Consider the following 25,216-nt stretch of genomic DNA (forward strand, 5'->3'; position numbering starts at 1 on the left):
GGCGGTGGCGCTAGGTTTTCCATCGGTGTCTCCGTTCAGCGCATCACTTCACAAACAATGCCATGGTGAAACATCGGGTCAAGCCGATCAACAAGAGCGAATATTCTAGCTTGGAGCGGCTGGTGGATTCGCCAGCTTCTAGATCTCGTTCGGCTGGGTCGTCGACGGGGAGTGCTTTCCCCAAGGCGGTGAGGCGGCGGGTGGCTAGGTCAAAGCGAGTGGTGCAGGGCGATCGCTCGTCGATGGCCCAATCGATTCGGTCTGCGGTAGGGCCGATGCCCCAGTCTGCAAAACGCATGAAAAAGCGATCGCGCCGACCCAATGCTGTTCGGTTGATGGCTCAGCTGGCTGTGGTGCTGGTGCAGAAAAGTGTCCATCAGTTTCCGGCTCAGGCGATCGCTCAAACGCTGAAGACATGGCGCTTGCCATTGTTGGTTATGCTGGCGCTGGTGGTATCAGGCAGTGTGGGAGCGATTGGGTTTACGTGGCTGACCAGCTTGCCGCCGTTGCCGGAGTGCTCCAAGGTCTCGCGCCAATCGTCCGATAGCGAGCAATTGTTTTGCGTGCGAGATGTTGCGCGGTCGGGCAAGCTGCCAGATTTGCTCACTGCGATTGAGCTAGTCTCCGGTTGGACGGATGCCCATCCGCTCTATGCCGAGTCGCAAGAACTGTTGGCGGGCTGGTCTAAGGCTGTGCTGGAAATTGCCCGCAAAAAGTACGCCAGCAGCGATCTCCAGGGCGCAGTAGAGGTGGCGCGCAATGTTCCGCCCAGTAGCCCAGTCTATGCCGATGCTCAGGACATCATTACGACATGGTCGGCAGAATGGGATGAGGGAGAAAAGATTTTGGCGATCGCCCAAACCGCCATTCAGCAGCAAAATTGGTCGCTAGCGTCGGAGCAAATTGTTGAACTGGGCAAGTTGGCGAATCCATATTGGCGAGAGCGCCGCATGGCTGAGCTGACCGAACAAATTGTGGAAGAACAAGATGCCTGGAAGGTGTTGCTCCAAGCGCGATCCCTGGCCGCATCGGCTGAACCATTGGCTTTGGCAAGCGCGATCGCTCTGGTGGAACAAGTCAACCCCAAAACCCATGTTTGGCAAGAGGCCCAGGCCGATGTGCAAACCTGGGGCGAACAGTTAGCCAATCTGGGACTGCAACGCTGGAAAACAGGGGATATGGAAGGAGCCTATGAATTGGGGCGGCAGGTGCCCTCGCAGGTATCGCTGTCCGATGAGGCGGGCGATTTGGTGGCGCTCAGCCATGCTGCCAAGCTGGCTCAGTGGGATCCGCTGTTGGATTGGATGCCCTCGTTTGCCCAAATTGTGAATTTACGAGAGGCGATCGCCGCCTTAGATTCCATTCAGCCAGGCAGTGTGTTTTACCCGCGAGCCCAGTCGTTGCGCCAAAACTGGCAGGCCCAGCTTCAGGATCTGACCCAGCTGCAATATGCCCATGCAGTGGCAACTGTGGGGCAACGCGCAACCTTTGATTGGGCCTCGGCCTCTGCCAGCTTAATTGGCCGAGAACGTCCTCGGCGCATTCAGGCGCAAACCCTCATTGACCATTGGCGGCAGGAAACCCAACGCATTGAAGACATGCCGCTGTTAGCGCGGGCGTACGAGCTGGCCCAGCCGGGAAGCATTGTCGACATTCAGGCGGCGATCGCCGCCGCACAACGAGTTCCCCAGCATCGCGCCCTGTGGCGAGAAGCCCAAAACGCAATCGATGTATGGGTCGCCCAAATTCAAACTATCGAAGATCGCCCTGTGCTCAATCGAGCCCGACAATATGCAGAACAGGGCAACCTGAATCGAGCCATTCGCGAAGCCCGACTCATTGAGCCGAACCGGGCTCTATCTACCGAAGCCCAGAGCTTGCTCAATACTTGGCAGGCTGAACTCAACCGCATTCGCCTCGCCGAAGATCGAAAAATTTTGGATGAGGCGGCGGCATTGGCCTCCCGCAGTCGGTATACGCAGGCTATTGGGGTTGCCTCACAGCTTGAGCGCGATCGCCCTCTGTATCAAGAAGCCCAAGCCGCGATCGCCCAGTGGGATGCAGAACGCACAAATCTTTGGCAACAGTGGGAGCCAGAGCCAGCCGCCGCGCCAGCCGCCCAGCCCGCTCCATCGGTAGAGCCGGTAGAGCCCGCCAACGATGCAGAGGGGATTCCGGCTGAGTCCAGGGTAGAATCGGGTGGAAATGCCGAACTGCCAGCCAGGGCTGACCTTTAGAACCAACAAATGCCGCCGACTTTTGGTGCGGGCAGCACGTTTCTTGGGGGCAAACCTCGCTAAGCTGAATACAGCCTTTTGCTTATGCCATCCCCGACTGCAATGACTGCCTCAACGCCCCACTTGCAACTCATGCTCATTGACGAAAATGCAACGTTTCGGGCGGGAATGTGTTTGTGGTTAGAGCAGTTTCCTGAGATAGATGTGGTTAGCCAGTGGGATGATGGTATGACCGCGCTGCGATCGCTCGATGACTGGTGGGCCGAATCTAGCTCTGGACCTGCGCCCTTTCGCTTGGTAGCGGTTAGTGCCAGCTTGGGCAGCACCAAGCCCGATGCCATTCAAGGGCTGGCCCTGTGCCGACTCATGCGCGATCGCTACCCAACCTTGCCCATTCTCCTGCTGGGGACCTCGGCAGAACCCGTCATGGTGGCAGCAGCGCAACAGGCGGGGGCAAGCGGATTTTGTCCACGGCAAACCGACACATCCGCCCTGCTGGCTATTATGCGACGTGTGGCCTATGGCCAATCCTACTGGCCTGCGCCTACGGTGGGTACGTTGGCTGCACCCAGGTTGGGGTTGCAGCCAGGGCCTTTCAGCAATATGCGACGCAGCTTGCGGGTCTCTGGGATTGAGCAAATTGAGCAAGCGCTAGCCGAAATTACCGCTCAACTGCGCTACTACAACTTGCCATCCCTAGAACGAGCCATCCTGGCGGGTAGACGACGCGAGCTGCTAGCAGCCCGCTGGCTGGTTCGGCGAATTTTGGCGACTCCTGAATTGCCCGAAATTTCACCACGGGCGGCTACGGATGAGGTGGCTAGATCAGCCCGTGCTGGGCAAATGACCGCTTCTACGGGTTTTCCTGCTGTGCCTGCTGAGCGATCGCCCCAGCCAACTTCTCAGCCATCTGGTGCTTTGCAGCCCGTAACAGCGGGTTCTGCCTTGGCTACCGAGTCAGCCACGCCGATTGATCCGAATCTAACTGCTCGCGGCCTTCGCTCCGCATTGTTTGACGAGGTGATGAGTAAGCTGCAAACCGGGCTGGACAATCGCACCAACCAACCGATTGAAATTGACATTCTGCGGACCGATAAAAAACGCGAACTGTTCTACCTAATTTTGCGCAAGCTCGAAGAATTGCTGGATGAGCTACGGTTTTCGCAGGTAGAGCCAGATCAACTGGTCGAGATGCGATCGCAGCTATTGCTGGATCTGTGGGAAGACACAACCACCGAATTTTTTGGCAAATACTACATGGTACCCACGGTCAGCGGCGATGTGGAGTTGGTGAGTGTACTGCTGCTAGATGCACCCATTGTCGAACGCGACATTTTGAATCGCATTCCCCTGTTTCCCGACTGGCTTGCCCATCTGCTGTTTCAAACACCCCTGGTGATTGATGGCGTACCTTATACCGCCGGAAACCCTGAGTCGATGCTGCGATCGCAGCTTTTGCTTAGCCATCTCATGGTGCAGGTTGCCAATGCCGTTGTGCAGCCACTGCTGAATCGGGTCGCCGATTTTGAAACCATTAAACAGGCATTTTACGATCGCCGCTTGTTGTCCAGCCGCGAAATTGAACGGTTTCGCAATCATTTGTCCTGGCGCTACCGAGTCGAGCGATACCTAGTCGAGCCGCGCAACATTTTTGAAAGCCAGTATCAACTGTTTTCGCTTCATCTCTATGGCATTCAGTTAGAGTCGATTTACGCGCCGCGCCGTCAAGAGCTTGAGGGTTTGGAAGGGTTGCCATATTTGGTGACTCTGGCGCTCGAAACCCGAGATGCGATCGCTCCAAGGGTGCGTGCTGCTGTTTCGGTTGTGGGCAGTGGGCTGGTGTATTTGCTGACCGAGGTGATTGGTCGTGGCATTGGGCTAGTGGGGCGCGGTATTGCCAAGGGGGTTGGCAATGTTTGGCAAGATAACCGCTATCCCCGCAATGGTGAGCGTCCTCGCTAGGCCGGTTACGGTTTGGATGGTTATTCTGCATGCCCTAGGCTCGATGTCCCCATGCTCGCCTCGCTCATAGGATTTGCAACCGATAAACGCGAACCCATGGCAGCTGATTGCAGCCAATTAAAGATTTGATAAACGCAAGCCGCGAAAAATCTACTCTTTCGCCAGCGCAAAATTGCGGAAACGTCTAAAGGCCTTTTGAGATAAAGATTTCGAGCCCTTTGGGCTGAATTTGGCAGACTGCCACACATCTCTAACCTCAGAGATAGAATGGGAACGATTTCTACCGACTCGTTTCACTCAGCCCTTAGGGCGATCGCACCCATGACCCACGGTAAACCCCCTGCGCCCTCTCGTCTTCAAGTGCTGCAATGGGGCAGCCTCGCCTTATTGGTGGCAGTTGCCCTGGGTGGCTGGCTCGTAGAGTCCAGTCCATCTGGCGTTACGGTCATTCAAACGCCTGCCGCCGCTGCCCTCGATTTGCCAGATCCCAATGCTGTGCCGATTCCGGGCAGTGTGTTTGAATCCACCGATAAATCGAGCCAAATTGCCCGACTTCCCGGTTGGGTTGTTGAAGAAGGGCTGAACCCCAGTGCCCAAATTCAGGCGGCTAACCCCGAAGCGCAAATCTATTTGATCGTGTTGTCGCAGAATAAAGCAGACCTCGGCGGCATCACCAAAGAAGAACACTCCGAACTGGCCCGCCAGGTGTTGACCAGCCAGCTCTCCAAATTTGAAACGATGGGACCTAGCGACACCCTGACCCAAGTCAGCGGCTATCCAGCCATTCAGCACACGATCTATGGTTCGTTGAATGACATCAATGTGGTGTATTTGCACACCACGGTCGAAACCCCCAACAAGTTTGTGCAGATTTTGAGCTGGACGCCACCGGCTGACTTCGCCCGCAACGAGCCTCAAATGCAGCAAATTGTGCAAAGTTTTCGAGAAAAGAGCTAACTTAACCTCAGTTTTGAATAAGCTGAAGCGCCCATTTTTGCGTGCGCGTCGCGCACACAAAAATGGACTTTTCTGAGGTTTGTGCGTCGCACAAACCTCAGAAAAGCTCTGAACCGAAACTGACGTCAACTTATTCTTTTCCCCGGCCTGCGCCTGATGTTTCACCACTGGTGCGGGCTTCGGCGATCGCATCTTCTTCGGCGATCGCCTCACCCAGTTCCTCCAGGTTCACCCCTTCAGCCGCCATCGTCAAACTCATCGGCACCGAAGAGCGCAGCGTATCGACCGTTGCCTTAATAAAGCTAGCCATGGGAACTGCAATCAGCAGGCCCAAAAAGCCACCCAGCTTAAGCCCAATATCCAGCGAAATCAGCATCCACACGGGGTTTAGGCCAATCAGGTCGCCCACAATTCTAGGGCCAAGCAGGTTTTCGCAAATTTGATTAATCAACACCGCGACAATGAGCACCTTCACGCCAAGCCAAAAATTCTGCAGGGCTAGCAGCAAGCTCACCACAATGATGGTGGTTGTGCCGCCAAAGGGAATCAAGCTGGCAACGCCAATCCCAAATCCAAACAGTTCGGCGAGGGGAATGCGGAGAATGACCATGGCCGTTGTTTGCACCACGCCAATGATTGTGGCTAGGGTGACCTGTCCCGCAATAAACCGTTCAAAGTTTTGGGGGAGCGATCGCCGTACCAGCGTGCCCCACTGAGCCGGCAACCAACTCAGCAGGCCATTCCACAGCTTTTCGCCCCGCAGTACCAAAAAAATGGTAAATACCAGGGTCAGAAAAATATTGACGATGCTGCCGATGGCGCTAAAGATGACACTGATCAGCTGACTGGTGAGCGATCGCAACAGGCTGGTTAACCGCTCTACGAGCTGGTTGAGGTTGGTGCTGACATCCACCGGAAGCTGCTGCTCGATCGCCCAGGCTTCCAGGGATTTGATTTGTTGTTGTCCCGACTTAATCCACTCTGGCAAGCGGTTGATTAACTCATTGGCCTCTCGCACAATCACGGGTGCCAGGAAAAAGATCAGCACGCCCAAAATCATGACAAAGGCGAGCAGCACAATGGAGACCGCAATGCTGCGCTTGACGCCACGCTCTTGCAAAAACCGAATGGGATAATCCAGCAAAAAGGCAATTAGGGTTGCCGAAATGAGCGTCGTTACCATCGGCTGAAGCGAATTGGCCAACTGTAGAAACAGCCATCCGTTCAGAAAAATCAACGGGAATGTGAGACCAATGGTGAGCAGGCGAGGCAGCTTGGGTAACGAATCCAACATGGCAACAGGGCAAGCAGCTAAGGGGCGTGAGAATCAACTTAAAACGAATTGATGTGCAGCTGACGCAGCAAAATTGCTCAATCTACAGTCAGCAGTCTACAGTCAGCGGTTGATGCGGCTAGTCCGATCGGGTTCTTCCCTTTATTATCGTCAGAATTCGGGCGAACGGACTGTTCCTGCAGTAGATGCAGCCATCTTTACGAGGATTTGTACCCCCGAGGGATGGCAATCAGCGATACAGTAGGATCTGCTGACGTTTCTCCTGGCTCATGAGTGGTTCTCCTCCTCACGGTTCCGATGCTGCGTTACCCGGCGATCGCGATCGCCCGAATACCGCTGATGCTGAGTGGGATGATCCCTTTTTTACCGGAGCCGACCCAGGTTCACCAGCTCCGGCCTCTGGCCACGAGGCAGGCCCAACCCCCCTCCAGGTCAACCACACCCCACCGCCGCTGAGCCTGGTAGAGACGGCTTTTTTAGCCAGCACCGCGAGTTTGCTGTGGCTGGCGAGTTACTATCTCAGCCTGGTTCCGTGGATGCGAATTTTGTTTCCGCTGCCAGCCGCTTTGGTGTACCTGCGCTGGGGTGGGCGCGCTGCATGGATGGCCACGCTAGTCACGGGACTACTCCTCTCGGTGCTGATGGGGCCATATCTGAGTTTGCTGTTTCTGATTCCCTATGGCCTGTTGGGCGTGCAGCTCGGCATGAGCTGGAAACGCAACATGAGCTGGCTGGGCTCCATTTCAACGGGAACCCTGCTGGCCACGGCTGGTTTTTTTGTCCGCATGTGGATGGTGTCTCTGTTCCTAAGTGAAGACTTGTGGGCCTACCTGACGAATCGAATTTCCGATTTTGTGGTGTGGCTGGTGTCGCGCTTGGTGGACTGGGGCATTTTGGGCGTTGGCGCACTAGGAACAGTCAATCTACAGGCAATTCAGATTTTTGCCGTGGGGGCGGTTTTGCTGAGTGATTTAGTCTACGTGTTTACGATTCATCTCGCGGCCTGGGTGTTGTTGTCTCGCTTGGGCAATCCCATTCCCCAAGCACCGCGCTGGGTGCAAGTCATTTTTGAAGAAGAGTAGCGGCAGGCTGGCAGAATTTAGGCGGGCCATGGGAATTTGGCCAGTGGGTCTGGTGAAGAATTGGGTATGATTCAGGTTCACTCTCAACGGGCGATCGCCACGTCTTGGCTGGAGCGCTATGCCAACCAATCGGCCCTGTTTGCCTGTGTGCTGGGGTTTACCGAAACGGGGCTGATTCCTGACATTTCGGCAGCAGGGGCAACCCCAACCGATCGCGAGTACACGGCGATCGCCGATGCCGAGTTTTTGTACTGGGGGCCACAACCGCAGCCCAAATTTCCCCTACCGCCCTTAGTCGCAGGAGTCTCTCCGGCCCTCATTTCCAAAGCGGCTATCACCGCCTGCCATATGCCGCTCATGCTGTTTGATGCGGGATTGCGACATCCACCCACGGTGCCTTACATTGCGTTGGGAGGAATGGCGGCGCGCTGCGTTTCGACAGGGGCCGCGCTTGATTTAGCCGTGGTGCAGCATTTGCTACAAGTTGGGATGGAGTGGGGCCACAAACTGGCAGCCCAGGATTCCCACGGCTATCTCGTCCTTGGGGAATGTGTGGTGGGGGGCACCACTACAGCGCTGGGGGTGTTGCTGGGGCTGGGTTGGAAGGCTCACGACAAGGTGAATAGCAGCCATGTGCAGTGCAACCATGCCCAAAAGCTGGAGCTGGTGCAGCAGGGATTGGCGCGATCGCCCCTGGGGTCCTTGGTTCAACCGCACCGCCGCAACGATACAGCCCCCATGGGAATAACCCAAGGGGCTGTCGATCCGTTCCAGGTGGTGGCTGCTGTCGGTGATCCCATGCAAATTGCCGTGGCTGGCATGGCAATCGCTGCCAGCCAGCACAAAGGGGTCTTGCTGGCCGGTGGTACTCAAATGTTGGCGGTGTACGCCTTAGCGCGAACCATTGCCCAGCACCAGGGATATGGCTGGGCGAGCGATCGCATCGTTGTAGGAACCACCCGCTGGGTTGTTGATGATCCCAGCGGAGATACGGTTGGTTTGGCGGATTTATTGCAGGCTCCCCTGCTCGCCTCACCCCTAAGTTTTGCGACATCTCGCATGCCAGAACTCCGTGCCTACGAAGTGGGCTATGTCAAAGAAGGCGTTGGAGCAGGAGGCTGTGCGATCGCGGCTCACCTGATGGGCTTGTCATGCGCGCAATTGCAGCACAAAGTTGAACAGCTCCTAGCTGACAGACTGCGCATTGAGCAACACCATTAGCGAGGGTCTAATGGGCAATACGCTTAGACAACAGCTGTTCTTCAAGTGCGGCGATGCGATTGTAGGCAGCGGTCAACTGAGCGGTTAGGCGCTGAATCTGAAGTTCGGGCGAGAGACTGTGCTCACCACTGTGGCTATCGGTATCCAAAAAGTCGGCATCTGAAAGGATATCTTTGTGTTCCATATCCGCATCCAAGCTGTAACGATGCTGTTGAGAATAGCGTCCAGCTTGAGACCTTAAGGATGAGCGAAGGCCCTTATCTCCGGCCAAAGAACTATCAGACAGAGAATCAGACATCCTGCTGCTGAGCTGATCTATCTGATTTCGCAGCGCGTCAATTTTTGCATTCAAATTTGCAATTTGTTCTTGGAGTAAATCCATTTGACGCCCTATGTTCCATTAAGTGTCATTCCATCATAAAGAGTGGATTGAACAAACAAAGCGTATTCCTGAATCATTTAACGTTTGTTATTACATTCCTGCACAAGATGAAAAACTGGCGAATTTAGCCGTAATTTCGCAATTTCGCAGAAACGAAAGTTTTTGAGACGCTAGAAGCAACGAACTCTTGTATTTGAATGAATAGTACCAGCATCGTTTATCGGTAGAGTAAGACTTTAGTCGAACTCGCAATGACGTTTATCGCCTCAGTTGTAGGGGCTTTGAGAAGCCCGAATCGATGGATGGGTGGTCTGTTCTGCCTGGTGGCCTTCGTAACTTTACGGGTTGCTACAGGTTCTCAATGAACAGTTTTGGCCCTCGGGGTACGGATTTGGGATGGAAATAAGAGCTGCGAACTCGGGGCGAATTGCTGTAAGAAATTGGCGCTAATTATGAATGAGGAATCATGCTGAAACTTTGGATCCAAGCCGACATGAGTTGACTGAATCTTGGTATCCCTTTGTTGATGGGAAATGGCGTGAAACGAGCTAAAATCGGCGATGAAAAGGCTTGATTCTGATTGATCTGAGTTGGATATTGTGAGGGTAATGGATCGTTGAGTTTTGGAATTCAAATGCTAAGTTTTCAGGACTTTTTTGTTGCGTGCAATGGAAAATGGGTCACCGAGCGGATTTACCATTTTGTCTTGCGGGAAGAAGTGGAGCGATCGCACACCGAGTTCCGAGCTGATCGCTTGAGTGCCGAGGCAAAGCGCCACATGTTGGCCGCGTCGATACAAGGCTATGGCCCTTTTGCGCATGCTCAAGTCGATTTAACCTCCGATGAGGTGGCGAATGGGTGTCCGGGCTTTGTCGTTTCGTTTGATACGGTATCTGAAAAGGGAGAAACGGTGTCGATGAGCCTCAAAGCCTTGTTTGTGCCCGATGCGTATGTGGTGCGTCAAGATGTCGTTGTTACGCCGCTGCTGCCCTCTGCGTCGGTCGTTTCGGAAGAGGATGGTGATATTGTTCGAGGCTATTACTTGCGCAATGAAGGCTATTTTGATCCGGGGGCGATCGCCGGACGATTTACCTATCAGCCGGCTCGCCAAACATTAGAAATGACCACGTTTTACAATCGATCGGTAGCGGTGGATCAAATGCGATTTGTCGCGCCAGATATGCGTATGCGCACCATTGTGACCTACCAGCGCCCCTCAGCAGGCGAGGTGCCCACAGTGATAGACTTGATTGGTTTTGGGGTTGAACGCAGGCAGTGATAAATCGGCGATCGCTACTACAGGGAATGGGCAGCCTGGCGCTGTTATCCGGCTTGGCTGGATGTAACCAAACTGGAAATTCGGGCTTGCGGCTGGATTTGCTGGAGGGGTCGGTGCCGCCACAACTCCTCAAAGACTTTCAGCGCACTTTGCCAAATGGCCGTTCCCTCTCGGTGCGCCAGGTCAAAACTTTGGCAACCGCATTTCGAGAATTGCAGCGGTGGCACGAAGCCGCGACGCAGACCGCTCAGGAATCAGCTCAAGCATCGGCTCAGTCAGGCCAATCTCCAACCGCTGCTAGCACTCCTCGACCTGGGCAGACTGCCAATCTGGTGTCGCTAGGAGATGCCTGGTTGACCCGTGCCATTCGGCAACAGCTGATTGAGCCGTTGGATGTGGGCCAACTGGCTGGCTGGCAGCGCTTGCCCCAATCGTGGCAGGCGTTGATGACCCGTAATGCCGAGGGCGCTGTCGATCCGGCTGGGCAGATTTGGGCGGCACCCTATCGCTGGACTGGCTTGGCGATCGCCTACCGCACCGACAAACTGCAAGCCGTAGACTGGCAACCTGCCGACTGGAATGATTTGTGGAACCCGGTTTTAGAGCGGCGCATATCCATTTTGGATAATGCCCGAGTGGTGCTGGGTTTGACGTTGAAAACGCTGGGCCAATCGGTCAATACTACAGATTTGGCAGCGCTGCCGCAGCTCTCCGCCAAACTGGCGGCCTTGCAGCAACAGGTGCGGTTCTATAGTTCCGATGCTTACTTGCAGCCGCTGATGTTGGGAGATACGTGGGTGGCCGTGGGTTGGCTGGCGGATCTGTTGCCCGTGCTGCGCAAAGATCGGCGCATGGCTGCGGTAATTCCCGCTTCGGGCACGGTGTTGTCGGCGGATGTGTGGGTGCAGCCCGCAACGGCATCTGGTGCGATCGCAACAGGACAGGCGACCACCCCGACAGCCCATGAGTTAGCCGTACAGTGGATTAACTATTGCTGGCAGCCAGAGAACGCGCTGCGGCTGTCTCTGTTGGGAGCGGCTGCCTCTCCAGTCATTTTGGGCGATCGCGCTGCTTTACCCGCTAGCCTTCAAAACAATCCGCTGCTGCTGCCTAGCACAGATGTTTTAGATCGCAGCGAGTTTCTGCTGAGCTTGGAACCTGCTAGCGCCGAGCAGTACCAACAGTATTGGCTCCAGATGCGGCAGCCGCCGTCTGCCCTGTGAGGCCGCTTCGCCCGCCCCCATCCATAAAAATGGAACACCCAGACTGCACGACCACGGCTGTAGACGCGTTGTCTTCAAATTCGCAAACGTAGGCCGCCAGCAGATTTCCCTGCCGATCAAATACGCGCGTGTTGTAGCCGTAGCTATTGCCTGCAGTGCCAAACTGGTTGACAAAGCTATAGCGCTCCATATAGTTGTACAGGCTCCACACCTGAGCGTTGACCACCAGATCGATACGCGGGGGAACGGCGGCCTCGGCCGGAAAGGCAAACCAATTGGTAAGTAGCTTGCCGCCAAACTGCTGGTCGAGCCACCATAAGCTGGGGACGGTAAGCCCGGATTGCGAGATGTCAAATGCAGAGATGACATTGGGATCGCGAGGCTCATCGCCATTCAACAAGTTTGGATCAAACGGATTAGATAGCAGAATTTGAGTTTGCCAGTCCAGTTCTTCGTTCAAGGCGATCGCACTAGGAGCGAACACTGCACTACTGGCTGTGATGCTTACCCCAGCTATCAACATGAGCCATTGCTGCCAGCCCTTCATGATCTTGCCTTCCGATAGTGAAACAAAAATTGAACTATCTATGGTGATAACCGATCCGCCTGGGCATTGCCAATGCCGATCAAAAACGGTAACAACAAACGGTTAGGATTTACACACTTCATCCAAAAAACTAGGGGATTGAATGATTTTTGGAGCGCTTAGCGCTCCAAAAATCATTCAACTGCGTAAGTCTTGACGGTAACAACGGTGGCAGGTCGATTTTGCATGGGTGCTGGCGAATTAGCACGTCTAGCGCTGTGCAAGCGAGGTGAGCGGATGGAAGAATGATGGCGAAAGCGCGATCGCAATGAAAGATGACAGGTTGTGCGGCCACAGGTGAGAATAGAATGGTTTTATTTAGACATCAGCAAGTTGTCGGGTAGAGTTTTATCCCGTTTGGTTTGACCGAGGCTAGGCATGAGCATTTCGACATCAGTGCTCGATGAACTGCTGGACCGCTCGCCCCAGTTGCGGCCTCAGCTCTATTTCAAGTCTTCCCTGACAGCGCTCTCTCACGCGATGGAAGACCAAGTACTGGCAGCAGGCGGAAAGCCGCTAATTATTGCCAGCTTTCAGCGTGAGCGGTTTTATCGGCAAGAGGCGCACCGCTATCAGCGCATTGCGGCGCTCACCTCGCAGGTGTATGTGCTGGCCGCACCCGAAACCAGCTTCATGAATAGTTCCGAGGTGTACGAAACGATCGCCTTTGAACCCTCAGATCAACTCAGCCAAGAGTGGCACTTGGTAGTTATTGGGGCCAATTACTCTGCCTGTCTTATTTGTCGGGAACGCAATGCCCTGAGCGATCGCACCATCGTTGCAGAAATGGCGATGGACCAAAGCCGCCGCTTTGAGGGCATTTGGACATTTGATCGCCATGTCAGCATTCAGGCGGCTGAAATTTTGCTGAACCGCATTTTGGTTTACCGTCCCGAACTGGCCGACAAAGTCGCAGCAGCGGCTCCGCTGCTTCAGCAAGCCAGCTCCACCCCAACAGAGGTCGGCCCTGATCCCTTTGCTCAACGGCTGGTTACCCATTTGCAGGCAGGGCAGTACAAACTGCTCAAGGCCTATCGCTCGATTACAGCGCAAGAACGACGGGAGCGGCTGATCAACTCCATTACCACGGCCATTCGCCAATCCCTAGATCCAGAATCGATCTTTCGAGTGGCGGTGCAAGAACTGCGGCAGGCGATGGATGTGTGCCGTTGCCTGGTCTACCGCTGCAAGTCGCAGGATGAGGCTGCACTCATCTCCCACGAGTCCCGGCGAGATGAGGCGATTCCATCGCTGCTGGGCGAAATTTGGCCACTCCAAACCAATCCACTGTTTCAGCATGTGGTGGAAACCCACAATACGGTGGCGATCGCTCTGCCGGATGTAGATCACCATTCCCCATCCGAAGCGGTTCCCATCGATTTGGAGGCTATTCGATCCCTGTGCGATCGCTGGCACATTCGTTCCTGGCTGATGGCTCCGGTCATTCACCAGGGGCGCCTGCTGGGCATTGTGGAACTACATCACTGCCAGGGCGATCCCTATGTTTGGTCTGAGGCCGATATTGCGCTGATTGAGGCGATTGCCAGCCAGTTGGGTGTGGCCATCATTCAGGCAGAATCCTACGCCAACTTAGAAGAGCTCAATCGGCAGCTAGAAGCGCTAGAGCGTACCCGCAGCAACCTGATCGCCATCACCGGACACGAGCTGCGCACGCCCCTGTCCACCATTCAAGTGTGTTTGGAGAGCTTGGCCAGCGAACCCGATATGCCCCTTGAACTGCGACAAATCATGCTCTCCACGGCAATATCCGACGCGGACCGCATGCGCAAACTGGTGCAAGACTTTTTAACGCTATCGCGATTGGAAAGCGGGCGGGTGGAATGGCACCTAGAGCCAATTGAAATTCAGGAATGCGTTGATCTTGCCCTGAGCAGCCTCAAAACACGCCAGTCCGAAAATTGCTTGCCCGCCATTAATAGCCAAATCCCCACGGAGTTACCGCTGGTGCGAGCCGATGGAGAATGGCTCGTCGAAGTGTTGTCCAAGCTGTTGGATAATGCGTGCAAATTTACCGAATCGGAAGGTGAGGTGGTGATTGAGGCCCACCCCAACGGCGGCAACATGCTGGAGGTCACGATTAGCGACACCGGACGCGGCATTGAGCCTAACCGTCTTGAAGATGTGTTCGATCGCTTCTATCAAGAAGAAGGGGCGCTGCGTCGTACGGCAGGTGGCACCGGGCTGGGATTAGCCATTTGCCGTCAAATTATTGCTGGGTTGGGTGGTACGATTTGGGCAGAATCGGCCGGACGAGACCAGGGCAGTCGCTTCCATTTCACAGTTCCGTTTGCAAAAGCCCTTTCCGATGGCAATGGTCATGGAACTGTATACTTGGAGCCTGCGCCCAAGGTGGCCTCCCGAAAACGCAAAGCCAAAAAAAGTTAGCGGCCGTATCGAACCAGTAAACGAGTGGATATTTGGGAATGGAGATCAATTTGCCCGATGTAGTTGCCGAGGTGACTGCGGCTTTTCAGCGGTATGAGCAAGCCCTGGTCACGAATGATGTGGCGGTGTTAGATGAGCTGTTTTGGAACAGCCCCCACACAATTCGCTACGGTGCGACTGAGAATCTGTATGGCTATGAGGCGATCGCCAACTTTCGCAAAAATCGTAATCCTGCCAACCTTTCCCGTATCCTCAGCAACACCGTCATCACCACCTACGGCCAAGACTTTGCCACTGCTAATACCGAGCTGCATCGCCCCGATGGTGGTCAGGGTCGCCAAACCCAAACCTGGATGCGCACTCCCGATGGCTGGCGCGTCGTGAGTGCCCACGTCTCCCGCCTGACCTAAACCCCTTCAACTCAAAAATGCGGTTGTGTTTAATAGTTGTGGATGTGTGTGGTAGAAGGGCGGTGGAGTCGCCCTTCTACCACACACATCCACAAGTCTAGAACATTACCAAAAATGCGATGGAAAGGCCAAATTTGGTTTTTCATCGCATGAGTTTCGTGGATTGAACCCGACTCCCAATTCCCGACTCCCAACTCCCGACCCTCCCCAAACCCTCGTCGGAAAATCAACTCCTAAAACGCCTGAATCCACTCTTTCACGTCATACTCGGTCCACACGCCGTTTTGCCAGTAGGGATCGCCTTCTACCAGTTGGCGTACCGTTGCTTCATCCGACGCATCGTAAATGGCAAACACTTTGGTTAGATCCTGGGTTGGGCCAATGGTCACCAGCACTCCCGATTCTTTTTGCTTGGCAAGGCCATCCAAATGGGCCTGCCGATGGGGAGCGCGTTTTTCCAGCACATCCTCGCAATAGCTGCCCCACATCACGTACTTTGGCATCGTTTTTTCTTGAACGCGAACAAGTTCTTACTATGCCATGAAAAAGAAGGGGTTAGGGGAGGGAAGGGGCTAGGATTTAGGGGTTAGAGGCTGGTGGGAAAAGGAGAGCCGGGAATCGGAAATCGGGAGTCGCTTGGGCACTGCCCAACCAGCATAAGCTGTGGTACGAAGTAAGGTTCTGGCCGAAATCAAAAATCAACGATCCAAAATTGGTGTGATGTCTCAGGTTGTAATTGTGGGTGCTGGCCCAACGGGGGCGACGTTGGCGCTGCTGCTGGTGCAGCGGGGAATTTCTGTGGTGCTGGTGGAGGCGGCGCGGGATTTTCGGCGGGTGTTTCGGGGTGAGGGGCTGATGCCAAGCGGGTTGGATGCGCTGGCGCAGATGGGTTTGCTGCCGCTGATGGAGCAGGTGCCTCACCGTCCGATCGATGGCTGGGAATTCTTTTTGGGCGATCGCCCTCTCTTTCACGTCCCTGAACCGATGGGCGCGGAGCATCCCTGTACGTTGGTGTCGCAGCCGCCGTTGTTGGAGGCGCTGGTGGCAGAGGCGCAAACCTATCCCCACTTCGAGTTTGTGAGTGGGATACCCGTCAAGGATCTACGGCGAGAGGGCGATCGCATTGCAGGCGTGGTGTTGCAGGATGGGCGCAAGCTCAAGGCCGATTTGGTGATTGGGGCGGATGGGCGCAGTTCTGGGGTGCGGCAGCGGGCAGGACTGGAACTGGTGAGCGAACCCAGCGCCATTGATGTGCTGTGGTTTAAGGTGGCAGCTCATCCCAAATTTGTGGAAGCCAACACGTTTACGACAATTGTGGATGGCGATCGCGTCTTTAGCGTTTTTCACGGGGCGGAGGAGGGGAAGCTGCATATTGCCTGGGTGCTGACGGCAGCAGAGGGCGATCGCTGGAGAGACAAGGACTGGGTAGCAGAGTTTTCGTCGCTCCAGATGAGCTGGTTAGCCGACCACATCCGCACTCATGCCGAAACGTTGGAAGCGCCGATGAAGCTGTCGGTGCTGGTGGGGCAGTGTCCCCAATGGTGGCAGCCAGGGCTATTGTTGTTGGGTGATGCGGCCCATCCCATGTCTCCCGTTCGGGCACAGGGCATTAACCTGGCACTTCGGGATGTGATGGTGGCGGCGGACTATCTGGTGCCGCTGCTGCAAGCCAATGCAGACCCTGGAGCGATCGATGCGGTGCTTCCCCGCATTCAGGCTGAGCGCCAGCCGGAAATCACCAAGGCTCAACGACTTCAACAAGCCGAAGCCAAGCAGGGAGAGCTAATTCGTCACCAGCCCGTGCTGCGGCAAATTTTGCGGCTGGTGCCTCCCTCATTCAAAATTCCACTGCGGCTATCCTGGCAGCGGCGGCAAATTCCTCTGCGGGAAGGCTTTACGTCGGTGCGCCTGACGGTGTAGGGTTTGCTGTTGGCAACTTACCCTGATTGACTTGGTGACGATGGATCGGCGCAGACTTCTGAAATTGGGTGCGGCTCAGGTTTTGGGTATGGCGTTGCATGGGGCGATCGCCCGTTCTGCCCTGGCTCAACAATCGGAACTAATTTGGGACTACGTTGGCACCAACGAACCCAGTGCTTGGGGAACGCTATCGCCTGACTTTGCCACCTGTGCGATCGGTCACGCGCAGTCGCCCATCAATCTCACCGATGGCACACCACACGACTCGGTTCCCCTGGAAATTCACTACACCGACTCGCCACTACGCCTGCTCAACACTGGGCGTACAATCCAGGTCAACTACGAACCTGGCAGCTTCATCACCCTCAACGGCGAAACCTTGCACCTACTTCAATTTCACTTTCATCACCCCAGTGAACACCGCATCAAGGGCAAGCCTGCAGATATGGAACTGCACCTGCTCCATCGCAGCGATGCGGGAAAGCTGGCGGTAGTTGGCGTGATGCTGCAAGCTGGCAAACCCAACGCAACCCTGCAACCGATTTGGGACCGATTGCCTGATGTGTTGGGAGTGGAGCAGGTGAATCGGGAGTTGCGGGTAGATGCGAGAGAACTATTGCCGGGCGATCGCCACTTCTTTTCCTACAGCGGCTCCCTCACCACGCCACCCTGCACCGAAGGCGTAACCTGGCTCGTCATGCAGCAGTCTGTCGAACTGTCCAAAGCGCAAATTGAGCGGTTTGCGGCACTCTATCCCCGCAATGCCCGCCCAATTCAACGGTGAGTAAACGATTTATCTGACCTTTGCCAACAGCAAACGCAGGTTGAGCAAAGTCGAAACCTACTCGGCCAATCACCGTGCGTTGAGCGAAGCCGAAACCCACTCTAATTTTCAGCCGCAACCTTGGGAGTTGGCTGGCTGTCGGCTTTGGCAGAACCATCCGCTTTATGGCTATCCACCTTGGGTGGCTGCTTGGCTGCGACCTTCTTCTTGCCGAAGATGAGCCGGCCTTCCTTGGCATCCACCAAAATGGTGTCGCCTGAAACGAACACGTTCTCCAGCAGCTTGGTCGCCAGCGGGTTCTCAATTTCGCGCTGAATGGCTCGCTTCAGCGGACGCGCTCCATAGACTGGATCGAATCCTGCATCGGCGATGTGGTTCTGTGCTGCGGTGGTGAGCTGAAGCATAATCTTTTGCTCGGCCAGCAGGCGATGCAAGCGCTTGAGCTGAATGCCCACAATCTGCCGTAGCTCCTTCAAGTTCAGCGCGTGGAACAGAATGATGTCATCCACCCGGTTGAGGAATTCGGGGCGGAAGTGGTTGCGCAGAGCATCCATCACGCGCTTGCGCATCTCTTCGTATTGCGAATCATCGCCCGACACATCCAGAATGTACTCGCTGCCGATGTTGCTGGTCATCACCACAATCGTGTTGCGGAAATCGACCGTGCGCCCTTGGGAATCGGTAATGCGTCCGTCATCCAGTACTTGCAGCAAAATATTGAACACATCGGGGTGAGCCTTCTCCACCTCGTCCAGCAGCACCACGGAGTAGGGTCGTCGCCGCACAGACTCGGTGAGCTGGCCGCCTTCCTCGTAGCCCACATATCCCGGAGGCGCACCCACCAGGCGCGATACGGCGTGCTTCTCCATATATTCCGACATGTCGATGCGTACCAAGGCATCTTCAGAATCGAACAGGCACTCGGCCAGGGTGCGGGCCAGCTCGGTCTTGCCCACGCCGGTTGGCCCCAGGAACATAAAGGAGCCGATGGGCCGACCCGGATCTTTCAGCCCCGATCGCGCCCGACGAATGGCCGCTGCTACCGCTGCCACTGCTTCCTGCTGGCCAATCACCCGCTCATGCAGATAGCTCTCCAGGCTCAGCAGCTTCTGCCGTTCGGTTTCCAGCAGACGGTTGACCGGAATACCCGTCCATTTGGCGACGATTTCGGCAATGTCTTCTTCCGTTACTTGCTGCTTTAGCAAGGCCGATCCATTGCGATTTTGGATTTCCAGCAGCGAGGCTTCCTTGGCTTCCAGCTCCTGATGCACCGTTTCCATGCGGCCGTACTTGAGCTGAGCCACGGTGTTGAGGTCGTACTCCCGCTCGGCCTTTTCGATTTGGCGGCGCAGCTTTTCCTCTTCTTCCCGCAGCGCTTTGATTTCGGTTTGGATAGTTTTTTCAGACTCCCACTGTTCCGTCAGGCTTTGCTTTTCGGGTGTGAGTGTTGCAATTTCTTTTTCTAAGCGATCGAGCTTTTCTTTGGATGCGCGGAAAGCAGGGTTGGTAAAGCCGATTTGGGTGCCTTCACTTTCGAGCGATCGCTTTTCAATTTCCAGCTGACGAATCCGCCGTTCAATGGTCTCCAGCTCTACGGGTTTAGATGTGGCTTCCATCTTCAGCTTGGCGGCTGCCTCATCCACCAGGTCAATCGCTTTGTCTGGAAGGAATCGATCGGTAATGTAGCGATCGCTCAGAGTCGCCGCTGCCACCAATGCCGCATCCGTAATGGTGACGTTGTGGTGCACCTGGTAGCGATCCTTCAGTCCGCGCAGAATGGAGATCGTGTCATCTACTGTGGGCTGGCCGATGTAGACCTGCTGGAACCGACGCTCTAAGGCCGCATCCTTCTCGATATGCTTGCGGTACTCATCCAGCGTAGTCGCACCAATACAGCGCAACTCTCCCCGCGCCAGCATGGGCTTGAGCAAGTTGCTGGCGTCATTGGTGCCATTGGCAGAACCCGCCCCCACCACCGTATGTAGCTCATCAATGAACAGCACGATTTGCCCTTCGGAGTGCGTCACTTCCTTCAGCACCGCCCGCAGTCGTTCCTCAAATTCCCCGCGATACTTGGCTCCGGCAATCAGCGCACCCATATCCAACGAGATGAGCTTACGTCCCTTCAAGGATTCCGGCACATCTTCCTTGACGATGCGCTGAGCTAACCCTTCGGCGATCGCCGTTTTGCCCACACCCGGTTCCCCAATCAGCACCGGATTGTTCTTACTGCGGCGAGAGAGAACCTGCACTACACGACGAATCTCTTCATCGCGACCAATCACCGGGTCAAGCTTGTTCTCCCGCGCGAGTTCTGTCAAATCGCGACCGTATTTCTCTAACGCAGCATATTGCGATTCCGGCGTTTGGTTCGTTACCCGCTGACTTCCTCGGATTGCTCGTACTGCCGTCTCCAAGGTTTTCGTTTCAATATTGACCGCTCGAAATAGCCGCCGCCCAACGCGATCGTCCTCACACAGCGCCAGCAGCAGATGCTCGACCGAAATAAACTCATCCTGAAAATTGTTGCGCGCGGTTTCTGCTTTATCCAGAAATACATCCAACCCGCGTCCCAAAAAGAGCTGACTCAAATCTGACGAGGTGACCTTAGGCTGCCGCGCCGCAAACGCATCTAGCTTTTGCCGCAGTTGGGCCGAGTCCATCCCTGCCTTGTCCAAAATGGAATTTGCCATGTCTTCCTGATCCAGCAGGGCGATCGCGACATGTTCCACTTCCAGGTTTTGCTGGCGGTATGTGCGCGCTACATCCTGGGATTTCACGATCGCTTCCCACGCCTTTTCGGTAAATTTGCTGGGATCAGTTGGCTGCATAAATATAAATGGCGTTTCCTAACGAAACCAAATAGCTCTGATATCAATTGTAACTAAGGGTATGCATTATTCCTTGCAGGGGGTAGGGGCTAAGGGGAAGAGAGGGAGTGGGGAGTGGGGAATTGGGAGGAAGAGGGATGAGGGGCCAGGAGATAGGGATTAGGAGGAAAGCTATAAAGTCGTTTGCTTCGCCACCGGCGAAGCTGCTTGCATTCGCTAAATTCTTAGCCCCTTCTCTATCCCCCGATTCCCCTTTTTCTCCCTAGACCCTAACTCCTAAATCCTAGCCCCTGTCCGCCTGGCTCCCCTCTATCTGCTTCTGCAATCGCTTCACGGTCTGATGCATGTCTGGCAAACGGTTCATGATGGCGGAGACTTTGAGGAAGAGTTTATAGCCGATCGCTGGAGTGCCAACCACGACTTCGCCGGGGGCGACATCGCTATGGATGCCGGCTTGGGCTCCGGCTTGGGCTCCGTCGCCAATTTTGGTTTGGTTGGAAACGCCGACTTGTCCACCCAAAATGACCCGATTGCCGAGCTGTACGCCCCCTGCTAATCCGGTGTGGGCGGCGATCGCACAGGCTTGGCCAATGGTGCAGCCGTGCCCTACTTGCACAAAGTTATCGAGTTTGGTGTAGCGGCCAATGCGAGTTTCGCCCACAGCGGGCCGATCGACGGCGCTGTTGCAGCCAATTTCCACGCCATCTTCCAATACGGTAATGCCCGATTGCTCCATCTTGAGCCACCCCTCGGCAGTGGGCACAAAGCCAAATCCCTCAGAGCCAATGACGGCTCCAGCATGGATGACGCAGTTGGCCCCAACTTGGCTGCGCTCGTGGATGACGCAGTTGGCATGGAGCACGGTGCGATCGCCCACAGAAGCCTGAGGATACACCACCACATTGGGATGAATGCACACGCCGTTGCCAATGGTGCAGCCCGCCTGAATCACGACATGGGCACCGATCGCCACATCCTGGCCCAACGTCACCGATGGGTCAATCACCGCCGTGGGATGGATGCCCGCCGGGAGCTGATAGGGTTTGTAGAACAGGGCGATCGCCTGCGCAAACACCAGACGCGGTTGCTTGGTGGCAATCCAGGCGATGCTGCGTTCGGTGGCCTGGGCTTGCAACGTCTCATCCATGGGCAGAATCAAAGCGCTGGCCTGGGTCGTGGCGACCTGAGCTGCAAACTTGCCGCCATCCACATAGGACAACAGACCCGGAGATGCCTCATCGATCGCCGCCACTCCAAGAATTTCTGGGTTGTGTTCGGCGTGAGTTGTCAGGTTGGTAGCCCCTGTGTGACCCAGGGCTTGCACCACCTCGCTAAATTTCATCCCCATCGTGACTATCCTTTGTGCTGCGATCGCATTTCGTCATAAACGTACCAGAAATGCAGCGCACTCAACGTGAGCCGTTTGCGGAAAGAAATCGGCAGGCTGCACGCGGGTAAGTTGGTAGTGCCCCTCCGCACACAATATCTTGAGGTCGCGGGCCAGCGTGGAGGGGTTGCAGCTCATGTACACAATGCGCTCTGGCTGGGTGAGCAGCAGCGTTTGCAGTACGGCAGGGTCGCAGCCTTTGCGGGGTGGGTCTAGCACCACCACATCGGGATGCACCTCCAGCGTGGGCAGCAATGTTTCCACGGCTCCGGTGTGGAACGCCACATTCTCAATATGGTTGATTTCAGCGTTAATTTTTGCCTGTACCACCGCCTCTGGCTGCACTTCCAGGGCGATCGCCTCCTTTGCCCGTTTTGCCAGGGGCAACGTCAGCGTGCCAATACCAGCGTAGGCATCCAGCACCGTTTCGGTTCCGGTCAGGTTCAGCTCTGCTTCAATCACATTCAGCAATGCTTCTGCTTGCTCCGTATTCACCTGAAAAAACGTGGTTGGATGAATCCGAAATTCCAATCCTGCAAACTCTTCTCGCAAGTAGCCTTGTCCAGCCACCAACTGCGTTTCAGAGCCAAAAATTGCATTTCCACGTTTAGGATTGAGGTTCAGCAGCACACCCACCAAGTCGGGATAACGAGCCATCCACGCTTCGGCCTGCTCGGTCAACCCCTCCAGCCCGCCACCCGTGGAAACGAGGGTCAGCAGCTGCTCGCCCGTCCGTTGCCCAATTCGCAAACTCAAATACTTGAGTTTGCCGCGATGCTCAGACTCTTTGTAAATACTCCAACCCCGGGTTTGTAAATCGTGTTTGATGTCTGCCAGTAAGGGATTGAGCCGTTGATCTTGAATCGGGCACTGGTTCAGGTTGATTAGGCTGTGGCTGCCTTTTTGGTAATACCCGGCTTGCACTTGTCCCTGGGGCGATCGCCCCAGCGGATAGGTGGCCTTGTTGCGATAGGCTAGTGGATGCGCCACGGGCAGCAGCGGGTCAACCGGAGGATGGCTAAATCCGCCAATGCGCTCCAAATCTTGCACTACCAAGTTGCGCTTGACCGTTTGCTGAAAGGCATAGTCCACATGCTGCCATTGGCACCCACCGCATTTGTCGGCCACAATGCAGCGGGGCCGCACACGCTGTGGCGAGGCATCCAATACATCAAACAGCTTGGCATAGGCATAGGTTGGCTTTACCCGCACAAGCCGCGCCAAAATGCGATCGCCAACAGCCGTATCCCCCACAAACACAACACGCCCATCCCAACGGCCCACTCCTTCGCCATTGTGGTTTAGGTCAGAAATGGTGAGATCGATTAGCTCGCCCTGACGCCATTGAGGGGCAGCAGGTGGCAGTGGAGTATTGACGGCAGGAGCCCCGTTTGGCGCAGCGTCCTGGCTTGCATCGGAGGCTGCATCGGGAAGAGAGTTTGAGGTCACGGATCGGCTCAGTAATAAAAAGACTGATCATACGCTAACGCGCATCGCTCCAAGCGAGTGCGAAACTTCGTGAACCGATTCTGCTCTTACCCGTATGACTGTTACCCGTATGAACGGGGCTTACACACGTTGGGCAGAACTGAATGGTTTTGGAGGATGGGTGCCAAGTCTAGCTCACGATTCAGCATCCAATTGCGTAACTCCTGTGAAATTGTCGATGTGGTCGATGTGTAAGTACGCAAGCCGTTTATTGCAAACCTGAGAGATTCAACGGGGGATGGGAATACTTTGGGAAAGCTACGGTACGAGCGCTCAAGATTCCCGATTTATGTGGCAGCGGATTTTCAATTTTCTTCCCAGCCTCAATACCTACGACATTCTGAGCCCGGACCTGAAATTGCGCCGTCGGGTCACCCAAGGGCTGCAAACCCGGCCTGCGCTCAGCCTACTCGATTGGCAAGCAGCTTATGGTGCGCCAAATCATATTGATATTGCGATCGCCGAGTTTGCCTTTACTCAGCTTCCCAAATACAGTGGCCTGGACATGGCCCAACTTTTGCCGAGCGATCGCCTAGAAGAAGATCTGTGCTGGACAGGGGTGTGCTGGTATGACTGGTATCTCACCCTGTGCGACGATATTCAGCTTCAGTTTGGGGTAGAACTTAATCCCTATTTAGAAGACCTGGAAGTAGAAACCTTGGGAGAGCTGCTCCAGTACTTGAGCCAGCAAATTACCCACACAGCATAGCTGACCAGGATTTTTGGTGTAGGACTGACACACCTCATCGGAAAAATCATTCAACTGCGTAAGTTTTGACGGTAATTATCACCGATGCAGCTGAGTTCTGGTTTGTGAACGTCGCCTACAGCAAAGACCTTTCGAGCCTTCGGATGCGATTTGAGTTGGGAAATGGGTTTGTTCTGGTTTTGAGAATTTTCAGCATGATAGGGATGGTGTGCCATGCGTATGATCCATAAGTATTGGCACTGCAAGCCCTATGTATTGATGACCTTCTGGTGGTTTGTCGAATGACCTGGCGGAATTGAAAGCCGCTCTAGCCTCATCCAGCAGAGCGTTTCAGAGCTCTGGCTCTGCTGGTTTTATGGAGGAATCAAGATTCCTTATTGAAAATAATTTTCAAATCAGGGCATCCTGATGTAGGGTATATGTAAGAGCTTATTGAGAAAGCTAATCAATAAGCTGCTTGCGGTTTCATGATCAAAGCCCAGGCTAGTTTTCAGCTATTGGGCTTTGGTTGAGCCACGCTGCACCCTCTGGTTGGTCTTCTGCATGGACTCGTTTGCTTCGCCGCCATCTGTCGGTTCTGTGCAAGGCTTGGCCATCTCTTCGTTTGGTTCACAGTCCCTTGTTACAACCCATGAATGACTTCACTCCTGACTCCGTAAAAGACGCTGGCTTTTTTTCGGCTGATCAGCATGTTGTTTCGATTAACCGTAGCGATCGCTGGCTCGTGTGCTACCGCTTACAAGATTTAGGAATTGCCTGCAACTGCCTGCCCGATGGCAGCTTCCGCGCCCAAATTGACTCTCCAGTGGATGCAATTCAACTCTGGAGCGTGATGCAGCAATTGACGGGTTCTCGCACAGCCCACCTCAACTGGTTAGCACGCTGCTGGCGATCGTCTTAACCGTCTTCCGTGCAACCGCAGTTCAAGCGATCGCCAATGCAAATTGTCCCGTTAGTTAACATCGCCTCATTCGTACGTGCAATTTGCGTTGGTTAAGCCATGTTGGACACAACGCTTTTACGTTTCAGGGTTGAGTTTACGACCAGTTTCTTTTTTG

21 protein-coding genes are annotated in these 25,216 nt (G+C 54.9%); 13 read left to right on the forward strand and 8 right to left on the reverse strand.

All coding sequences use genetic code 11. From position 1 onward, the window contains the following. Positions 1–43: 43 nt before the first annotated feature. A complete protein-coding gene (locus ACQ4M4_RS03285; protein ID WP_430683031.1) occupies positions 44–298 on the reverse strand; it encodes a hypothetical protein in 255 nt (84 codons plus the stop codon). Between ACQ4M4_RS03285 and ACQ4M4_RS03290 the strand changes: the two genes are divergently transcribed. The 3 genes from ACQ4M4_RS03290 to ACQ4M4_RS03300 all read left to right on the forward strand — a co-directional run bounded on the left by ACQ4M4_RS03290 (position 276) and on the right by ACQ4M4_RS03300 (position 5,156). Beyond that, positions 276–2,237: a hypothetical protein gene (locus ACQ4M4_RS03290; protein WP_430683032.1), complete on the forward strand. Its 1,962-nt coding sequence runs from the start codon at positions 276–278 to the stop codon at positions 2,235–2,237. The genes ACQ4M4_RS03285 and ACQ4M4_RS03290 overlap by 23 nt on opposite strands. A gap of 84 nt (positions 2,238–2,321) precedes the next feature. Then, a complete protein-coding gene (locus tag ACQ4M4_RS03295) occupies positions 2,322–4,199 on the forward strand; it encodes a DUF3685 domain-containing protein (RefSeq protein WP_430683033.1) in 1,878 nt (625 codons plus the stop codon). Positions 4,200–4,466: 267 nt separating this feature from the next. Further along, positions 4,467–5,156 (forward strand): hypothetical protein, encoded by a 690-nt coding sequence (locus ACQ4M4_RS03300; RefSeq protein ID WP_430683034.1) that lies wholly within the window; start codon positions 4,467–4,469, stop codon positions 5,154–5,156. 130 nt (positions 5,157–5,286) lie between these two features. Here ACQ4M4_RS03300 and ACQ4M4_RS03305 read toward each other — a convergent pair whose 3' ends face one another. Beyond that, entirely contained in the window at positions 5,287–6,450 is a 1,164-nt protein-coding gene (locus ACQ4M4_RS03305) for an AI-2E family transporter (protein WP_430683035.1), read from the reverse strand. Between the two features lie 269 nt (positions 6,451–6,719). Here ACQ4M4_RS03305 and ACQ4M4_RS03310 point away from each other — a divergent pair, with 269 nt between their 5' ends. Beyond that, positions 6,720–7,532, forward strand: coding sequence for a DUF2232 domain-containing protein (locus ACQ4M4_RS03310; protein WP_430683036.1), 813 nt, complete (start codon positions 6,720–6,722; stop codon positions 7,530–7,532). A 66-nt stretch (positions 7,533–7,598) separates the two neighbouring features. Next, on the forward strand, positions 7,599–8,753 hold the full coding sequence (gene cobT / locus ACQ4M4_RS03315) for a nicotinate mononucleotide-dependent phosphoribosyltransferase CobT (protein ID WP_430683037.1): 1,155 nt from the start codon (positions 7,599–7,601) through the stop codon (positions 8,751–8,753). A 7-nt stretch (positions 8,754–8,760) separates the two neighbouring features. On the opposite strand, the gene ACQ4M4_RS03320 is transcribed toward cobT, so the two are convergent. Beyond that, positions 8,761–9,051, reverse strand: a complete 291-nt coding sequence (locus ACQ4M4_RS03320) for a hypothetical protein (RefSeq protein WP_430683038.1) — start codon at positions 9,049–9,051, stop codon at positions 8,761–8,763. Between the two features lie 718 nt (positions 9,052–9,769). Between ACQ4M4_RS03320 and ACQ4M4_RS03325 the strand changes: the two genes are divergently transcribed. Beyond that, positions 9,770–10,414 carry a phycobiliprotein lyase gene (locus ACQ4M4_RS03325; RefSeq protein WP_430683039.1) on the forward strand — a complete coding sequence of 215 codons (645 nt, stop codon included), beginning with the start codon at positions 9,770–9,772 and terminating at the stop codon, positions 10,412–10,414. Then, a complete protein-coding gene (locus ACQ4M4_RS03330) occupies positions 10,411–11,637 on the forward strand; it encodes an extracellular solute-binding protein (RefSeq protein ID WP_430683040.1) in 1,227 nt (408 codons plus the stop codon). Before ACQ4M4_RS03325 ends, ACQ4M4_RS03330 begins: the two co-directional genes overlap by 4 nt. On the opposite strand, the gene ACQ4M4_RS03335 is transcribed toward ACQ4M4_RS03330, so the two are convergent. Next, positions 11,576–12,184, reverse strand: a complete 609-nt coding sequence (locus ACQ4M4_RS03335) for a hypothetical protein (protein ID WP_430683041.1) — start codon at positions 12,182–12,184, stop codon at positions 11,576–11,578. The two genes, ACQ4M4_RS03330 and ACQ4M4_RS03335, sit on opposite strands and share 62 nt — an antisense overlap. A 417-nt stretch (positions 12,185–12,601) precedes the next feature. On the opposite strand from ACQ4M4_RS03335, the gene ACQ4M4_RS03340 reads away from it, so the two are divergent. Both ACQ4M4_RS03340 and hpxZ read left to right on the forward strand, forming a co-directional pair. Then, complete coding sequence (locus ACQ4M4_RS03340) at positions 12,602–14,629, forward strand: DICT sensory domain-containing protein (protein ID WP_430683042.1); 2,028 nt, start codon at positions 12,602–12,604, stop codon at positions 14,627–14,629. Positions 14,630–14,667: 38 nt separating this feature from the next. Then, positions 14,668–15,039, forward strand: coding sequence for an oxalurate catabolism protein HpxZ (gene hpxZ / locus ACQ4M4_RS03345; RefSeq protein WP_430683043.1), 372 nt, complete (start codon positions 14,668–14,670; stop codon positions 15,037–15,039). Between the two features lie 233 nt (positions 15,040–15,272). Here hpxZ and ACQ4M4_RS03350 read toward each other — a convergent pair whose 3' ends face one another. After that, a complete protein-coding gene (locus ACQ4M4_RS03350) occupies positions 15,273–15,542 on the reverse strand; it encodes a YciI family protein (RefSeq protein ID WP_430683044.1) in 270 nt (89 codons plus the stop codon). 217 nt (positions 15,543–15,759) lie between these two features. Here ACQ4M4_RS03350 and ACQ4M4_RS03355 point away from each other — a divergent pair, with 217 nt between their 5' ends. Together ACQ4M4_RS03355 and ACQ4M4_RS03360 are read left to right on the forward strand one after the other, a co-directional pair. Further along, a complete protein-coding gene (locus tag ACQ4M4_RS03355; RefSeq protein WP_430683045.1) occupies positions 15,760–16,959 on the forward strand; it encodes an FAD-dependent monooxygenase in 1,200 nt (399 codons plus the stop codon). A gap of 40 nt (positions 16,960–16,999) precedes the next feature. Continuing rightward, on the forward strand, positions 17,000–17,743 hold the full coding sequence (locus ACQ4M4_RS03360; RefSeq protein ID WP_430683046.1) for a carbonic anhydrase: 744 nt from the start codon (positions 17,000–17,002) through the stop codon (positions 17,741–17,743). A gap of 101 nt (positions 17,744–17,844) precedes the next feature. Here the strand turns inward: ACQ4M4_RS03360 and clpB are convergent, their stop codons facing one another. The 3 genes from clpB to rlmD form a co-directional block, all read right to left on the reverse strand. Continuing rightward, a complete protein-coding gene (gene clpB, locus ACQ4M4_RS03365; RefSeq protein WP_430683047.1) occupies positions 17,845–20,574 on the reverse strand; it encodes an ATP-dependent chaperone ClpB in 2,730 nt (909 codons plus the stop codon). A gap of 283 nt (positions 20,575–20,857) precedes the next feature. Beyond that, a complete protein-coding gene (gene lpxD / locus ACQ4M4_RS03370; protein WP_430683048.1) occupies positions 20,858–21,922 on the reverse strand; it encodes a UDP-3-O-(3-hydroxymyristoyl)glucosamine N-acyltransferase in 1,065 nt (354 codons plus the stop codon). A gap of 33 nt (positions 21,923–21,955) precedes the next feature. Continuing rightward, positions 21,956–23,410 (reverse strand): 23S rRNA (uracil(1939)-C(5))-methyltransferase RlmD, encoded by a 1,455-nt coding sequence (rlmD, locus tag ACQ4M4_RS03375; RefSeq protein WP_430683049.1) that lies wholly within the window; start codon positions 23,408–23,410, stop codon positions 21,956–21,958. A gap of 277 nt (positions 23,411–23,687) precedes the next feature. Between rlmD and ACQ4M4_RS03380 the strand changes: the two genes are divergently transcribed. After that, positions 23,688–24,158, forward strand: coding sequence for a hypothetical protein (locus ACQ4M4_RS03380; protein WP_430683050.1), 471 nt, complete (start codon positions 23,688–23,690; stop codon positions 24,156–24,158). 631 nt (positions 24,159–24,789) lie between these two features. Further along, positions 24,790–25,059: an Asr1405/Asl0597 family protein gene (locus ACQ4M4_RS03385; RefSeq protein WP_430683051.1), complete on the forward strand. Its 270-nt coding sequence runs from the start codon at positions 24,790–24,792 to the stop codon at positions 25,057–25,059. The last annotated feature ends 157 nt before the right edge of the window (positions 25,060–25,216 follow it).

The sequence above is a fragment of the Leptolyngbya sp. AN02str genome (assembly GCF_050565595.1).
Classification (GTDB): Bacteria; Cyanobacteriota; Cyanobacteriia; order Elainellales; family Elainellaceae; genus Kaiparowitsia.

Excerpts from the sequence above, each read along its gene's own strand:
- ACQ4M4_RS03290 (WP_430683032.1), top strand. The coding sequence starts at position 276 with ATGCCCCAGTCTGCAAAACGCATGAAAAAGCGATCGCGCCGACCCAAT.
- ACQ4M4_RS03285 (WP_430683031.1), bottom strand. The coding sequence starts at position 298 with ATGCGTTTTGCAGACTGGGGCATCGGCCCTACCGCAGACCGAATCGAT.
- ACQ4M4_RS03295 (WP_430683033.1), top strand. The coding sequence starts at position 2,322 with ATGCCATCCCCGACTGCAATGACTGCCTCAACGCCCCACTTGCAACTC.
- ACQ4M4_RS03300 (WP_430683034.1), top strand. The coding sequence starts at position 4,467 with ATGGGAACGATTTCTACCGACTCGTTTCACTCAGCCCTTAGGGCGATC.
- ACQ4M4_RS03305 (WP_430683035.1), bottom strand. The coding sequence starts at position 6,450 with ATGTTGGATTCGTTACCCAAGCTGCCTCGCCTGCTCACCATTGGTCTC.
- ACQ4M4_RS03310 (WP_430683036.1), top strand. The coding sequence starts at position 6,720 with ATGAGTGGTTCTCCTCCTCACGGTTCCGATGCTGCGTTACCCGGCGAT.
- cobT (WP_430683037.1), top strand. The coding sequence starts at position 7,599 with ATGATTCAGGTTCACTCTCAACGGGCGATCGCCACGTCTTGGCTGGAG.
- ACQ4M4_RS03320 (WP_430683038.1), bottom strand. The coding sequence starts at position 9,051 with ATGTCTGATTCTCTGTCTGATAGTTCTTTGGCCGGAGATAAGGGCCTT.
- ACQ4M4_RS03325 (WP_430683039.1), top strand. The coding sequence starts at position 9,770 with ATGCTAAGTTTTCAGGACTTTTTTGTTGCGTGCAATGGAAAATGGGTC.
- ACQ4M4_RS03335 (WP_430683041.1), bottom strand. The coding sequence starts at position 12,184 with ATGAAGGGCTGGCAGCAATGGCTCATGTTGATAGCTGGGGTAAGCATC.
- ACQ4M4_RS03340 (WP_430683042.1), top strand. The coding sequence starts at position 12,602 with ATGAGCATTTCGACATCAGTGCTCGATGAACTGCTGGACCGCTCGCCC.
- hpxZ (WP_430683043.1), top strand. The coding sequence starts at position 14,668 with ATGGAGATCAATTTGCCCGATGTAGTTGCCGAGGTGACTGCGGCTTTT.
- ACQ4M4_RS03350 (WP_430683044.1), bottom strand. The coding sequence starts at position 15,542 with ATGCCAAAGTACGTGATGTGGGGCAGCTATTGCGAGGATGTGCTGGAA.
- ACQ4M4_RS03355 (WP_430683045.1), top strand. The coding sequence starts at position 15,760 with ATGTCTCAGGTTGTAATTGTGGGTGCTGGCCCAACGGGGGCGACGTTG.
- ACQ4M4_RS03360 (WP_430683046.1), top strand. The coding sequence starts at position 17,000 with ATGGATCGGCGCAGACTTCTGAAATTGGGTGCGGCTCAGGTTTTGGGT.
- clpB (WP_430683047.1), bottom strand. The coding sequence starts at position 20,574 with ATGCAGCCAACTGATCCCAGCAAATTTACCGAAAAGGCGTGGGAAGCG.
- lpxD (WP_430683048.1), bottom strand. The coding sequence starts at position 21,922 with ATGGGGATGAAATTTAGCGAGGTGGTGCAAGCCCTGGGTCACACAGGG.
- ACQ4M4_RS03380 (WP_430683050.1), top strand. The coding sequence starts at position 23,688 with ATGGGAATACTTTGGGAAAGCTACGGTACGAGCGCTCAAGATTCCCGA.
- ACQ4M4_RS03385 (WP_430683051.1), top strand. The coding sequence starts at position 24,790 with ATGAATGACTTCACTCCTGACTCCGTAAAAGACGCTGGCTTTTTTTCG.